The organism is Shewanella halotolerans (assembly GCF_019457535.1).
In the GTDB taxonomy this organism is placed as follows: Bacteria; Pseudomonadota; Gammaproteobacteria; order Enterobacterales; family Shewanellaceae; genus Shewanella; species Shewanella halotolerans.
The window spans coordinates 45,420-60,128 of sequence record NZ_CP080417.1 but is presented as its reverse complement, the minus strand read 5'-3'; the positions used below and the strand labels follow the sequence as shown (position 1 = coordinate 60,128).

General features: G+C 56.1%; 9 protein-coding genes. 2 read left to right on the top strand and 7 right to left on the bottom strand.

Annotated features, from left to right (window positions below; all coding sequences use genetic code 11):
- Positions 1–1,572 (bottom strand): BCCT family transporter, encoded by a 1,572-nt coding sequence (locus tag K0H81_RS00235; protein WP_220059531.1) that lies wholly within the window; start codon positions 1,570–1,572, stop codon positions 1–3.
- Between the two features lie 378 nt (positions 1,573–1,950).
- Here K0H81_RS00235 and folM point away from each other — a divergent pair, with 378 nt between their 5' ends.
- Positions 1,951–2,658, top strand: coding sequence for a dihydromonapterin reductase (folM, locus tag K0H81_RS00230; RefSeq protein WP_220059530.1), 708 nt, complete (start codon positions 1,951–1,953; stop codon positions 2,656–2,658).
- Between the two features lie 126 nt (positions 2,659–2,784).
- On the opposite strand, the gene moeB is transcribed toward folM, so the two are convergent.
- The 4 genes from moeB to K0H81_RS00210 all read right to left on the bottom strand — a co-directional run bounded on the left by moeB (position 2,785) and on the right by K0H81_RS00210 (position 9,170).
- Complete coding sequence (gene moeB, locus K0H81_RS00225) at positions 2,785–3,552, bottom strand: molybdopterin-synthase adenylyltransferase MoeB (RefSeq protein WP_220059529.1); 768 nt, start codon at positions 3,550–3,552, stop codon at positions 2,785–2,787.
- Between the two features lie 11 nt (positions 3,553–3,563).
- Positions 3,564–4,811 (bottom strand): molybdopterin molybdotransferase MoeA, encoded by a 1,248-nt coding sequence (gene moeA, locus K0H81_RS00220; protein ID WP_220059528.1) that lies wholly within the window; start codon positions 4,809–4,811, stop codon positions 3,564–3,566.
- 181 nt (positions 4,812–4,992) lie between these two features.
- Positions 4,993–6,063 carry an efflux RND transporter periplasmic adaptor subunit gene (locus K0H81_RS00215; RefSeq protein ID WP_220059527.1) on the bottom strand — a complete coding sequence of 357 codons (1,071 nt, stop codon included), beginning with the start codon at positions 6,061–6,063 and terminating at the stop codon, positions 4,993–4,995.
- Positions 6,060–9,170 carry an efflux RND transporter permease subunit gene (locus K0H81_RS00210; protein ID WP_220059526.1) on the bottom strand — a complete coding sequence of 1,037 codons (3,111 nt, stop codon included), beginning with the start codon at positions 9,168–9,170 and terminating at the stop codon, positions 6,060–6,062. Before K0H81_RS00210 ends, K0H81_RS00215 begins: the two co-directional genes overlap by 4 nt.
- A gap of 529 nt (positions 9,171–9,699) precedes the next feature.
- On the opposite strand from K0H81_RS00210, the gene ftnA reads away from it, so the two are divergent.
- Complete coding sequence (gene ftnA / locus K0H81_RS00205; RefSeq protein ID WP_011863852.1) at positions 9,700–10,224, top strand: non-heme ferritin; 525 nt, start codon at positions 9,700–9,702, stop codon at positions 10,222–10,224.
- 153 nt (positions 10,225–10,377) lie between these two features.
- Here ftnA and K0H81_RS00200 read toward each other — a convergent pair whose 3' ends face one another.
- Together K0H81_RS00200 and ribB are read right to left on the bottom strand one after the other, a co-directional pair.
- Positions 10,378–13,584, bottom strand: coding sequence for an EAL domain-containing protein (locus K0H81_RS00200; protein ID WP_258406348.1), 3,207 nt, complete (start codon positions 13,582–13,584; stop codon positions 10,378–10,380).
- A 391-nt stretch (positions 13,585–13,975) separates the two neighbouring features.
- Positions 13,976–14,629, bottom strand: a complete 654-nt coding sequence (ribB, locus tag K0H81_RS00195; protein ID WP_144202332.1) for a 3,4-dihydroxy-2-butanone-4-phosphate synthase — start codon at positions 14,627–14,629, stop codon at positions 13,976–13,978.
- Positions 14,630–14,709: the final 80 nt, after the last annotated feature.

Below are 14,709 nucleotides of genomic sequence, written 5' to 3'. Positions count from 1 at the left end.
TTAGAAACGCTCGGTGCGCATCCCCTTCAGCAGGCTGACACACATCAGCAGCAGTATCACGGTAAAGGGCAGTGCGGTCGAGATAGCTCCGGCCTGCAAGGCCTGAATCGCCTCGGTCCCACCGATCCACAGCAGGGCCATGGCAATCGCGCCCTCGAGCAGGGCCCAGAACACCCTCTGCGGTACCGGCGCATCTATCTTGCCGCCGGCCGTGATGCTGTCGATCACCAGTGAACCTGAGTCCGACGAGGTGATAAAGAACACCAATACCAAGATCACGGCGATGATAGAGAGCAGAGTGCCCATAGGCAGCACATCGAACATCTGGAACATGGCCAGTGGCACGTCTGTCAGACCTTTCTCACCTAGTTCACCCACATTGTTGACGACCTGATCGATCGCCATGCCACCAAATACCGACATCCAGATCAGAGTCACAGCGGTCGGCACCAATAGCACGGCGGTGATGAACTCACGCACGGTACGCCCCTTAGAAACCCTGGCGATAAACATGCCAACGAATGGTGACCAGGAGATCCACCAGGCCCAGTAGAATACTGTCCAGCCCTGGAACCAAGCCTCATCGGTACGCCCGTGTGGATTACTGAGCGGAATAATGTTCTCTACATAGGCCATCAGGGTGGTAGGAATGCTGCCCAAGCTGACGGCGTAGCCGATCATGGCCACCAGGATCAGCAGCAGGAAGGCGACTATCATATTGATATTACTGATCACCTTAACGCCGCCGTCGATACCCCGTACCACGGACACTACTGCCAGCAGAGTCACGGCGACGATCACTATCATCTGCAGCCCCAGGCTGGCCTCTATACCAAACACATGGTGGATACCGCTGGCCGCCTGCTGAGCGCCAAGTCCTAGCGAGGTTGCCAGACCAAACAGGGTCGCCAGCACGGCAAGGATATCGACAATATGTCCCGCCCAGCCCCAGGCTCTGTCACCTAGCAGGGGGTAGAAGATGGAGCGGATGGAGAGAGGCATACCCTTGTTATAGGCGAAAAAGGCCAACGACAGCGCCACGACACCATAGATGGCCCAGGGGTGTAGACCCCAATGGAACATGGTGGCCCCCAACGCCAACTTGGCCGCCTCCGGCGTGTTGGGTTCGACCCCGAGCGGCGTCTCATACCAACCGGTAAAATAGGCCACGGGCTCTGCCACACTCCAGAACATCAGGCCTATCCCCATACCGGCGGCAAATAACATGGATAGCCAGGAGAGGAAGGAGTAATCTGCGGTGGCCTCGTTACCACCGAGTCTTATCTTGCCGTAAGGCGAGAAGATCAGACCCAGGCAGAAGAGTACAAAAATATTCCCCGACCAGATAAACAGCCAGTCGAAGGCGCCGATAATCTTCCACTTGATGCCATCGAGCACAGACTTGGCCGTCTCGGCATCGGTCAACAAAGTTGCCAATAGAAAGGCGGCAATTAACCCCGCACTCACCCCAAATACGGGGTTATGCACATCGAACCCCCACTTCTGCACATTGTCCTGACCGACGGTATAGTCGGTGCTTTCAATGCTGTACTTATCAATACCTTTCGTCATCGATTCTCTCCGTTAAGACCTCAAAGAATCGCCACCAGGCCATCATTTAGATTTAATTAAAATGATTTGAACTCATAGCAATGCAATAAAAATATTCGAACCTATTGTAACGCCATCAACCTTTTATTCCAAATTACAGCCAAATTTCGACCATATAGATCCAGTTTTAGCGGTGAAAACCCTTAAAACCTGTGATATGGATGACCAACAACATAATTCGAATACAAACAATAAATGATTTGTTAAGAGACAATAAACTTATGATGAATCACATAAATGAGAGAAAGGACGACAACAATAAGCCCTAAAAGCACTTGAACCCGGCGAGTCGCGAAAGCTACTATCGGCCCAACATCGGGAATCAAAGAGTGCATCAGGATGCAAAAAACCATACTCATCACAGGCGTTGGCAAGCGTATCGGCCTCTATCTGGCCAAGGCCTTTCTCGCCCGCGGACACAGGGTGATTGGCACCTATCGCAGCCATTACCCCAGTATAGATGCCCTCACCGAGCTGGGCGCCGAACTTTACCCCTGTGACTTCACCGACCAAACCCAGCTCGAGGCGCTGATTCAGACGCTAGCACAGAACTATCAGCAGCTGGATGCGGTGATCCACAACGCCTCGCTCTGGCTGAGTGATGATGACACTGCGGGCGTCGACCAGGTGATCGCCCAGATGATGCAGGTACATGTCTACGCCCCCTACCAGCTCAATCTCGCACTGGCACAGCTACTACAAAATCCCGAGACCATGACGGACATCATCCATATCACCGACTATGTGGCGCAAAAGGGGAGCAAGAAACATATCGCCTACGCCGCCAGCAAGGCCGCACTGGAAAACATGACCCTCTCCTTCGCCGCCAAGTTGGCGCCACAGGTAAAGGTCAACGCCATCGCCCCGGCGCTTATCAGCTTTAACGAGCAGGACGATGCCGCCTACCGCGAGAAGGCCAAGGCCAAGTCGGTACTTGCCAGAGAGGGTGGCGAAGTCGAGGTGCTAGAGGCGATCGACTACCTGATGCAGAGCCAGTATGTAACGGGACGCTCCCTGGCACTGGATGGTGGCAGACACCTAAAATAGGCCTGAACCAAAAATGATATTGCCGGTTTGCCGTGAAAGACCGGTGGTAAGACACAAAAAAGCGAGGCCTTAGCCTCGCTTCTTATTCAACTACCTAGATCATACCATTCAGAAGTAAGTGAATACTCACATACCGCAAACGTGGCAATGAGGCTGCTTAGGTAGCTTCATCTCGCGAAACTCCATGGTCATGGCATCTATCATCAGGATGCGGCCGCTGAGGGTCTTGCCCATCTTAGCCAGCACCTTGATCGCTTCCACCGCCTGCAGGCAACCTATCATGCCCACCACGGGCGCCAGAATGCCCGACTCGACACAGGTCAGCTGTTGATCGCCAAACAGCTTGCTGTAGCAATGATAACAGGGGCTCTGCTCGCCGTAGTCGAATACGGTAACCGTGCCCTCCATGCGGATGGCGGCGGCCGACACCAAAGGCACCTTATGCTGATAACAGGCCTGATTGAGCTGTTCGCGCACCACTATGTTGTCGGTGCAGTCCATCACCAGATCATGCTCGGCCACCAGCACCATGATCTGCTCATCGTCGAGCACGGCATTGATTGTGTTTACACTGAGATGGGGATTGAGCTGCATCAAGGATCTCTTGGCCGACTCCACCTTGGGCTGGCCGATAGTGGCATCATGGTGCAACACCTGGCGCTGCAAGTTCGACAGCTCAACGGTATCGAAATCCACTAGAGTCAACTGACCCACTCCGGCGACCGCCAGATATTGGGTAGAAGCGCAGCCTAAGCCGCCGGCACCGACCACCAGCACCTTGGCCTGCTTGAGTCGCTCCTGGCCTTCGAAGTCCATCGCCTTGATGGAGATATGGCGGCTATAGCGCAAGATCTCCGCATCCGAGAGGATCTCTTCTTGGGTATTAGGTTCCATCAGTCCTGCCCCTAGAGTGCCAGCACTGAGTTGAAGGGCTCCACTGTCACCAGGCTACCGTCCGGCGTATCACCTTGCTCCTGAGCCAGTATGATGAAACAGTTAGCCAGACTCATGGAGGTAAGCATGCCAGACCCCTGACCGCCGGTGACACTCACCTCGGCCTCACCCTGAGCATTTTGACTCAGCACGCCACGCTGATACTCGACCCGGCCTGGGAACTTGCGTAGGTTACCCTTGAGCTTGGCCTGCAATTGCAGTGGCTTCACCTGAGGCAGCCCCTGCATCTTGTTAAGCAGCGGCCACACCAACTTGTAGAAGGTCACCATGGAGGAGACGGGATTACCCGGCAGACCACAGAAGACCGCCTCGCCGATACGACCGAAGGCGAACGGCTTGCCCGGCTTGATGGCCAGTTTCCAGAAGGTGATCTCACCCTCCTCGTCGAGGATCTGCTTGGTAAAGTCGGCATCCCCCACAGAGACACCGCCCGAGGTAAGCACCATATCGGCGTTGGCCGCTGCGTTACGAAACGCGGCGCGGATCGCCTCAGGGTCGTCTTCGATCACTCCAAGGTCTATCCACTCGACGTTGGCGCGGCTCAAGAGTCCCTGAATGCTGTAACGGTTGGAGTCGTAGATCTGGCCCGGCGCCAGCTCTGTGCCCACGGGGCGCAGCTCGTCACCGGTAGAGAAGAAGGCCACCTTGACCAGACGAGTCACCCTTACCTGGCTGGCACCTATGGTGGCCAGCACGCCCATCTCGGCGGCGCCGATCTGGGTGCCGGCGCAGAGCACCTTGCCACCCGTCTTCACCTCTTCACCGCGACGACGCACGTTGGCACCTAACGCCTTGGGCGCTTCGATGATTATGCTGTCGCCGTCGACCTCGACTTTTTCCTGCATCTGAACTGTGTCATAACCCGGCGGCACAGGCGCGCCCGTCATTATGCGCACACAGGTATTGGCGCTGGCCTCGCCCTCGAAAGGATGCCCGGCAAAGGAGTGGCCTATTAGGGTGAAACGATTGCCCTGGGCCAGATCCTCGAAACGGAAGGCATAACCGTCCATCGCCGAGTTATCGAAGGGTGGCAGGTCTATACTTGAGGCCAGATCCTCGGCCAGCACACGTCCCAGCGCATGGGGAAGCTGCACCATTTCCGATTCTTCCAGTGGACGAACTTGTTCCAGAAGCTTGATGATGGCTTCATCGGGATGCATTAGGCTGGGTTTTGCACAGGGATCGGCTTGCATAGACATAGAGTACCTTAGCGTTAACTGTAGGATATGAGTAAAAGCGAATATTGCCGCTCATTATGCCATGCTGAAACCAGAAGACTATGATCTCGACGGCAGTTTTTGGCCGCAATCCGCCGAGATTCAACCAAAAAGCCGACACCAGCGGGGCGGATGTCGGCTCGACTATCTCCAAAGGTATAGATTAACCGGCGCTCAACTCCAGGCTATTGGCCTGCACCTTCACCTGCTGGCCATCTTGCAGCGTCTCGGCGCCGCGAATCACTACCTGGTCGTTGTCGCTGAGTTCACCCTTGACGGCGATCCACTCCCCTTCACCGTCGCCCAGCTCCACGGCCACCCTCACCGCCTTGTTACTCTCATCTATCTTGAACACGAAGGCACCGGCGGAGCGCAGCACCACGGCGTCGCGGGGCACTAAGGTGGTCAGCTGTTTCGGAGCAATAGGCAGTGCCAGGGAGACCAGCTCGCCGACGTTGAGCATATCCTGCCGCTCGAGCGGTAGGTCGATGCGGGCCTCGAAGGTCTGGGAGCGCACATCAGACACAGGGATCAGGCTGCGGATCTTGGCAGAGAACTCCCCCAGGCCATGATAGACCCGCAGTTCATCCCCCACCTTTACCCGGCGACTGTGCTTGAGCGGTGCATGCAGGCGGATCTCCAGGTTGTCCGGGTCTGTGATGGCGACGATAGACTCGGCGCGGCTGATATCCTCGCCCGCCTGACGCTGACGCGCCGTGATGATGCCGGCAAAGGGCGCCTTCACCTGGGTGCGGGCAATATCATCGAGGATCATCTTAAGTTTAATCTGCGCCAACTTGAGGTTAGCGGCGGCCAGGTCGCGATCAGAGCGTGCCTTATCCAGCTCGGTCTCAGAGGCGTTCTTGTTGGCCATCAGCTTCTGCAGACGCTTCAGCTCGCGATTAAGCCGCGACAGGCCTACCGTCTCATACTCTATCTGCGCCTCTTGCTGGGCTTTCTGTAACTCGAGGCGGGTCTTCTCGATGCGGGCAACCACTTCACCCGCCTTCACCAGGGTGCCGGCCTCGATCACCCACTCGAGCTTACCCTCGATGCCCGCGGTCAGCTCGGCATAGTTACGGGAGTGCACAGATCCTATCACCATGATCTTGGGCGACAGGGCGCGGTTCTCAACCTGAACCACCTGCACCAGACGCTCGGGCGCCTCGCCCTGGGCCCAGCTCATGGGACCGATTAGAGAGAGCGCCAGCACGCCGGCAATTAAGGATCTCATGACTTCACTCCTGTGGTGGATGCGAGGGCAGGCTCGTCGGCCAGCCTATTGGTAACTGGGCTCAGCCTATGGGTCAGACGCAACAGGCTGGGCATCAAAATAAGGGTAAACAAGGCGCTAAAGGTCATGCCGCCGACGATAACCGCCGCCAGGCCGCGATAGATCTCGCTGCCGACACCGGGCACCAGCATTAGCGGCAGCATGCCGAAGATGGAGGTCAGGGTGCTCATATACACGGGGCGGGCTCGGGTCGCCACGGCCTGAGCGATGGCCAGGTCGATATCCGGCGTCTCGCGATAACTCTGGCGGGTCTGATCCACCAGCAGGATGGCGTTATTGACCACCAGCCCCAGCAAGATGATGAAACCTATCATGGTCAGCAGATCCAGGCTCTGGAAACTAAACAAGTTTAGCAGCCGCAGGCTGACCACGCCGCCACAGATCGCCAGCGGCATAGAGAGCAAGACCAGCAGGCTATCCTTGGCCGACTTAAACATGGCGGCCATCAGCAGAAAGAGGATCACCACGGCCAGGGCGAAGTTGGCGCCCATATCCTTGATGGTGCTGTCGAGCTTGTCGGCGCTGCCACGATAGCCGAGTGAGCTGTTTTCCGGCAAGCTGGCTCTCAGGGTCGGTACCGCCGACTGGTTGAGTTTCTCCAGCGCCTCATCCAAAGACATATCCGCTGGCGGGAAGATCAACAGGCTGACGCTGCGCTTGCCGTTGACTCGCTGCAGCTGGGTCGGTCCCACGGTTCGCTTGAGGGTCGCCAGCTCACCTATGGTTTGAATACCGGCGGCCTGGGTATAGACAGGAGTCGCCGACAGTTGCTCGGGCACCTGCCACTTGGGTCCCTTGAGCAGCACATCCATGCGCTCGTTGCCGTCGAAATACTCACCCACAAACAAACCAGAGGTGTAGGCGCGAATGGCGTTGGCTATCTGAATCCGGTCGACGCCCGCCTGGGCCAGACGGCGCTCGTTGGGGATCAACTGCAGCTCGGGTTGTGCCATGGAGAGACCAGGAATCGGCCTAACCACGGCGCCGGGCAGCGCCTCTTGAATCAGTCCCATCCCCTTGCCTGCCGTCTCCATCAGAGCCTCCATGTCGGCCCCCTGGAGGTCGATATTGATCGCCCGGCCGCCGTTAAAGCCAAACTGCAGCAGGGAGCCGCGGTTGGTAAAGGCCTGGGTATCGGGCAGTCCCACCAAGATCTCCTTGTTGAGCAGCTTTATCATGGCATCGGCCTGGGACGGGTCTTCGGGATATATAAACAGCACGTTGAAGGCGCTGTACATGGAGAAGTTATATCCCTTGATATAGGGCTGCTTCTCCTTGTCATAATATGGCTTGAGGCGCTCGATGATCACATCGCCCACCTCCTTCTCCAGCGTCTTGACGTTGGCACCCGGCGGCAGGGCGAAGAAGGCAAATATGCCGTCCGAGCGCGCCTGGGGCAGAAAGTCGGGTCTCGGCATCAGGACCGCCGTCAGCATGGCGGCTCCTAGGATCAGGGTGATACACCAGAAGACGGCACGTTTGGTGTCGCCGGTGAGGCGCTGTACGGTTGCCGAGATCCAGCGCCACAGGCGGCCGCTCTGCTGGCCATCATCCTGGGTTGAGAGCTTGAGCCACAACAGGCTAAATACCGGGATCAGGGTGATGGCACTGATAAAGGAGGAGACTACTGCCACCGACAGGGTGAGCGCCAGATCAGAAAACAGCTGGCCTTCCACCCCGGGCATAAACAGGATCGGCAGGAAGATGGCGACCGTCGTGGCGGTGGAGGCCAGCAAGGCACCCTTGACCTGATCTGTGCCCTTGGCGATGGCCTCGCGGATCGGCGTCCCCTGCTGCAGGATGCGCACGATATTTTCCTGCACTATGATGGCCGCATCCAACACCAGTCCCACGGCGAAGGCCAGGCCCGCCAGGGAGATCACGTTCAGGGTGCGCCCCATCATCTCGAGGAAGAAGAAGGCGATCAGCAGGGCGACGGGGATAGTCGAGGCGATCATCAGGGTCGCACGGAAGCTGCGCAGGAAGGCGTAGAGGATCACCAGCGCCAGCACCACACCGATCGCCAGGTTGCCCTTCACCAACCAGATGGCCCGCTTGATATGCACAGAGGCGTCAAAGGAGAGATCCAACACCAACCCCGCCTCCTTAAGCGGCCCCTGATTGAGCTCGGCAATCGCCTCGTTGACACCATCGAGCACCTTAACCGTATTGGCATCGAAGGTGCCTTCCACCGTCATATAGTAGGCGGGGTAACCGTTACGCTTGGTAAAGCCCTGCACTTCTGCGGTAGAAACCGCCACATCCGCCAGCTCGTTGAGGTAGATGGGGCGCCCCTCGTTATAGGTGACGATGAGATTACCTAGGTTTTCTGGTGTGTATTGGCCGATGAAACGTACCGTATATTGGCGACGCCCCACGTTAGCAGTGCCGCCCGAAATATCCGCCGCCCGCGACAGTGTGCTGCGCAGTTGATCCAGAGTGATCCCCAGCGCCGCGGCGCGATAGGGGTCGAACTCGATATGTAACTCTTTCGGCAGGCGACTCTGCAGTTGCACCGAACCCACCCCAGAGATCAGCCTCAGTCTGGGCTCCACCACATCGTCGATCAGCTTCTGGTACTGGGCGAAGTCGGTAGCCGGATTATCCGGCGCCATGCGGATCAGTAGGGAGGCCAGATTGGGCGCGCCGTTACCACCGCCGACATTGATGAAGGGCTCGTTGGCATCCAGCGGCCTTGGGGGAGTCTGGTTGAGCGCGTTGATCACATTGATCATCCCCGCTTGCATATCGCTGCCCACCTCGAAGGTCAGTGTGATACCGCCAAAGCCCTGGGAGATATTTGAGGTCATCTCAACCACACCGGGTACCTGGCGCAGCACATTTTCCTGAGGCTCGATGATGTTGGATTCCATCTCCTGGGGCGCCGCCGAGCGCCAATTGTTGAAGACGGAGATCTGCGGCCGTTGAATGTCCGGCAGCAGCTGTATCGGCAGCTTGCCTATGGCTAACACGCCGAATATGGCGATCAGCAATAGGGCCACTAGGGTACCGGCAGGGTTATTGGTGCTTAATTTGGTGAGGTTCATCAATTGTCCCGCCCCAGGCACGTCAGACCCGGCCGGGGTTATGAGCTTAGTTTCTTGACCCTAAAGCCTAGAGACAAAATGTTAATAAATCCGTCTGATTTGGTTAGCAAATGTAACAAGCAGGCATGGATACAACCCACCAAGCCATTAACGATAATTATTTGCATTTAAAAACATTGAGTTAAGTAAAGATGGTTGCAATTCACTGGGGGGTTAAACACAATAAATAGGGCCTATTGACCTTTCCTGTTTGTTTTTGCAGCAGTTTGAAGGTGATTGATACAAGGCAGAGCCTGAGTCGTGTAGTGGTTCTACACAAACAGGCGATAACGCAGTAGAAATGGCCTACAAACACTGCCCAAAGGGTTCATCTAAACGCGCCCTGCCCTATGTTGTTCGCAATTTACATAGTGCAACTATGCTTCATTGCTCTCGCCTCGAGCAAAACGCGTTTAGATAGAACAAAAATTAAACCTGAAAGGTGAACAGGCCCTAGCACCAAGAAATGACTTAATTTAAGGAAGTAACTATGCTGGCACAAACGATGATAGATCAGTTGAACGCGCAAATTAATGTGGAGTTCTTCTCCTCTAACCTCTACCTACAGATGAGCGCCTGGTGTGAAGACAAAGGCTTTGAGGGTGCCGCGAAATTTATGCGTGCTCACGCCGAAGAGGAGATGCAGCACATGCATCGTCTGTTTACCTATGTGAGCGAAACTGGCGGCATGCCGCTGCTGGGGGCAATCGAGGCGCCGCAATCACAGTTCGATTCGCTACTGGCCCTGTTCGAATACACCTATGAGCACGAGCAGATGATCACCAGCAAGATCAACGCCCTGGCCCACACCGCCTTTACCAATCAGGACTACTCGACCTTCAACTTCCTGCAATGGTATGTGTCTGAGCAGCACGAAGAGGAGAAGCTGTTCAAGTCTATCGTCGATAAGATCCGTCTGGTGGGCGAAGATGGTAAGGCGCTCTTCTTCGTCGATAAAGATCTGGCGCAGATGGCTCAGCAGGAGTCTGCCAGCGTGATGACCGTCGGCGAATAAGCCAGATGCGGGGCATGGCGCCCCGCCTTTTCTCCGCTAAGCGTTCCGTAAATACGCTCTGCAAAGGCACTCGCCTATCAAGCTTCGCCTCAAGCCCAATACCTAAAACCGTTTTTAAGCAATCTGGCTATCGGCAGCGATTGAGTTGAGCAGTCAAAGCAATGAGGTCGGTTTTTCCCTGACGATACGACGCAGCAAGGGCTCCAGCTCCTTGAGCGGCATAGGCTTGGCCACAAGATAGCCCTGCACGAAGTCACAGCCTAATCCCTGTAGGAAGCTGCGCTGCGGCTCGCTCTCCACCCCTTCGGCCACCAGGCGCATATCCAGGCTCTGCCCCATGGTGATGATCGCCTTGATCAGGTTGGCATCCGCCCTGTCTTCCAACATGTTGTCGACGAAACTCTTGTCTATCTTGATCACCGAGATGGGGAACTGCTTCAAATAACTGAGGGAGGAGTAGCCTGTGCCGAAATCATCCAGGTAGATCTCCACCCCTAGGTGACGAATCGCCGTCAGCGCCTTAAGCGACAGCTCGGTGTCGGCCATCAGAATCGATTCGGTGATCTCTATGTGGACATATTGGGGCGCTACATCATATTTCTGCAGCAAGCCGTTGAGCATGCAGGCGAAATGGCTGGGATCGCCGTGAGCCAGCTGACGACCAGAGACGTTAATCGCCATGTTGATCATTATCCCCTGGCTATGGCACTGACGCAGATCACGCAGCGCCTGCTGGATCACCCACTCGCCGATAGGCTCGATAAGCCCGGTCTCCTCGGCGATGGGGATAAACTCATCCGGAGGCACCAGACCTCGTTGAGGATGACGCCAACGCAGCAAGGCCTCCAGGGCGACCCCTTCACCACTGCTGGTATCGACAATCGGCTGATAATGCAGACAGAACTCGTGTTGCAGCACGGCGCTGCGCAGCGACTGCTCCAGGGTGATACGTGCCAGCATATTGTTGTTCATGTCGGGAGAGAAGTAGCCGAAGCAGTTACGTCCATCTTGCTTCGCCTGATACATGGCGGTCTCAGCGTTACGGGTCAGTACCTCGACACTGGTGCCGTTGCTGGGGTAACAGCTGATGCCGACACTGGCGGAGATCAACAGTTCGTTGCGGTTGATGCCGAAAGGCGACGACAGGTGCTGCAAGATCTGCTGCGCCCGCTGCTCTATCTCACCCTGATGCTTGGTGTGCCCCATGACCACCACAAACTCATCGCCGCTGAGACGGGCGACGAAATCATGTTGTTCCAGCAGGGCTTCCAGCCTGGCGGCCGCCACCTGCAACAGCTCATCGCCTACCGCATGACCATAGATATCATTGATATATTTAAACCTGTCCAGATCGATAAAGAGCACGGCCACAGAGCAGCAACGCTGCTCTGCCAGTTGCAACATCTGCGACAGGCGCGAGGTATAGAGCTGACGATTAGGCAGGTTAGTCAGGGCATCGTAGTTAGATTTGTACCAGATATCCTGCTCGTACTTCTTACGGTTACTGATATCCAGGAAGAGGCCGATATGTTGCACCACCCGCCCCTTGTCATCCTTCACCACAGTAATGGCCAGGTATTCGGGATAGATCTGGCCGTTCTTACGCTTGTTCCAGATCTCCCCCTGCCACTTGCCGTATTGCTTGAGCGACTGCCACATCTGTTCATAGAAGTGGTGGGGTTGCTGATGGGAATTGAGGATAGCCGGGCTGCGCCCCTTCACCTCCTCCAGGGTATAGCCAGTGATCTGGGTAAAGGCGGGGTTTACCGCCTCGATCAGGTTGTCCTTGTCGGTAACCACTATCCCTTCGGCGCAATATTCAAACACCGCCGATGCCAGGGAGAGTTCACGGTTGGCCTCCTGCCGCTCGCTCAACATGGCGTTGAGGGCCATCGCCATCTTGGCCACCTCGTCTCGCCCATCCACCGGCACAGACAGCTGCAGCTGAGTATTCTGGGCCATGCGCTGCATCAAGGAGGCTATGGTGCCGATACGGGTCACCAGGTTATTGACTATGAGGCGACCCAAGACAATCAAAAACAGAAAGTTACAGATGGCCGCCATGATGCCTAACACCAGGAAACTGAGCGCCTCACGCCCCTGACGTTGTACCAAGTTAGCTATGTTATTGCTCAGGGTCAGGCTCGCCTGATTCATCTGCCCCAGGGCCTCAGTGGCCAGCCCCCACCAGGCCTCGCTGGCCACCGCTGGGTGTTGGTGTTGCAGCTGAGACAGGGCCGCCAACATGGCCTGATCGGCTATGATGGAGCGCTCCTCTTGTGGCAAGGGTCCGGCATGACCGGATAGCCTGTGCTGACGCTGGGCATCCACCGCCTGACGATACTGCTCCACGGTATAATCTATCTGGGCCAGCGCCTCGCGCTGTGGCGAGGTCACATGGGGCAGCTTCTGGGCCTGTTGCAGCAGCCCCTGTATGGCCAGGCAGTCCTCTTCGAACAGTATGATGTTGGTCTCTTCACCCGAGAGCAGGTAATCCTGATAGTGATCGATCAAGCCGCCATACCCCAGCCTCTCCCTGAGGCGATTGGCCAGCAGAATAAGATTCACCTGCGCCTTCACCCGCCCTTTCATCAGCAGCAGCTCCTGGGTCGCCTCGTTATCTAGGGTCTCCTTGATCAGGGCAAGATCCGCGGGTGAAGTGGTCGAGAGCATTTCGTGAAAGGCGTCCAGCAGGTCATCCTGCATCGAGTATTGGGCGAGATAAGCCTGATGATCTAGGCTGTCGGCGGCCAGCAGACGATTGAGCAGGTCACGATCTTTGCCCGCCAACTCCTGTAGCTTGAGCATATGGATAAGGTCGTTGTAGGCCTTGGCGAGCAGGGTGTTTTGCACCTGGGACTGGATCTGGGAGATGAGCACCAAGAGGTGCTGAGTGAACTCGCTGTAAAAGTTGAAGCCGCTACCTTCACCGCGACTATCAATCCCCCGGCGCACCTGCTTGAGGCGAGCCCCCAGGGCATGAATAGTGTCGACACTTTGTTGCAGGTTGACGCTGGGCCTGTCTATCTCGCTGAGGGAGAGGTGTAGGTTGGCGATATTGGGGGCATCCAGCAGTTCCTGCAATACCTTGTCTGTCTGACGCCGCTGGGTTTGTAGCCGCCGCTCGAATCGCTTGCCCTGGCTGGCGACAAAACCGGCCGACAGGCCGCGCTCATTCTGCAGGGCGAAGATGAGCTTCTGGGTCTGCTCTGTGATCATCACCCCTAGGGCATTGCGCTGGGCCGTCTGCTGGCGCTCGATCAGGTCGAGCATGCGCAAGCTGCCGAAGATCAGCAGCAGCAACATGGGGATAGTCGCCAGCAAGATTAATTTCTGGCTCAGACTATACCGGTTCAGCATAGATGACATCTTAAGCGCTCCTTGCTCGATTATCACAAAAGCAGACGCGAGGAATTTAGGGTCTGAGAGTAGTAACATAGCCTAACCCCCGCCGTCATACCTATTTCACCAAAGTCTAATCTAGGTCACGAAATTAACGCTTTCATGGTGAATTATTAGATAAGCCTTTATTTTTTATTAACATTTAAATTGGCGAGAAGATTTTTCAGGAAGGCATTCGGCGCAAGATGACTAAGGCAGGCACAGGGGTTGACACAAAGAAAGGCCGATGAGATCGGCCTTTTTGTCGGACTATACTAAACAAATAGCCAATTTAAGGTTAATTATTTAGTTTAATATGGCAAATCAATTAACTCGTATAGGTTAACTGATTTGCGCTAACGCATTTGGGTTAGCTCGCCTTCTCCAGTAATGACTTGCGATAGCAGACGATATCTTCGATGGTGAGCACAGGCATCTGATGCTGCTCGCCGAAGGCGATGATCTCGGGCAAACGCGCCATGGTGCCGTCGACATTGGTCACTTCGCACAGCACGCCCGCCGGCTTAAGCCCCGCGAGCTTCATCAGATCTATGGTGCCCTCGGTATGGCCGCGACGGGTCAACACGCCGCCGGGCTGCGCGCGCAGCGGATAAACATGGCCGGGACGCGCCAGGTCGCTAGGCTTGGCATCATCGGCGATGGCGGCCTTGATGGTGGTCACGCGATCGGCCGCCGACACACCTGTGGTTACCCCCACCTTAGCTTCGATACTCACGGTAAAGGCGGTGCCGTATTGGCTGGAGTTGTCTTCCACCATGGGCGGTAGCTCCAGCTGCTTCACCCGCTCGTCGGTGAGACAGAGACAGACGATACCGCTACATTCGCGGATAAGCAGTGCCATCTGCGCTTGGGTCAGGTGTTCTGCGCTATAGATAAGGTCCCCTTCGTTTTCGCGATCTTCATCGTCGACCACCAACACACCTTGACCGGCTCTAAGCGCGGTGAGGGCTGCTTCGACACGAGTGATGGCATCGCCAAAGGGAGAAAGTAGAGACTGATTCATGGTTAAATCCTTAGTAAGACTAATAAAATGGTTTTTCCAGAATCAGGGCATGCAGAAAATGACGCGCCTTGGGGTCTCTT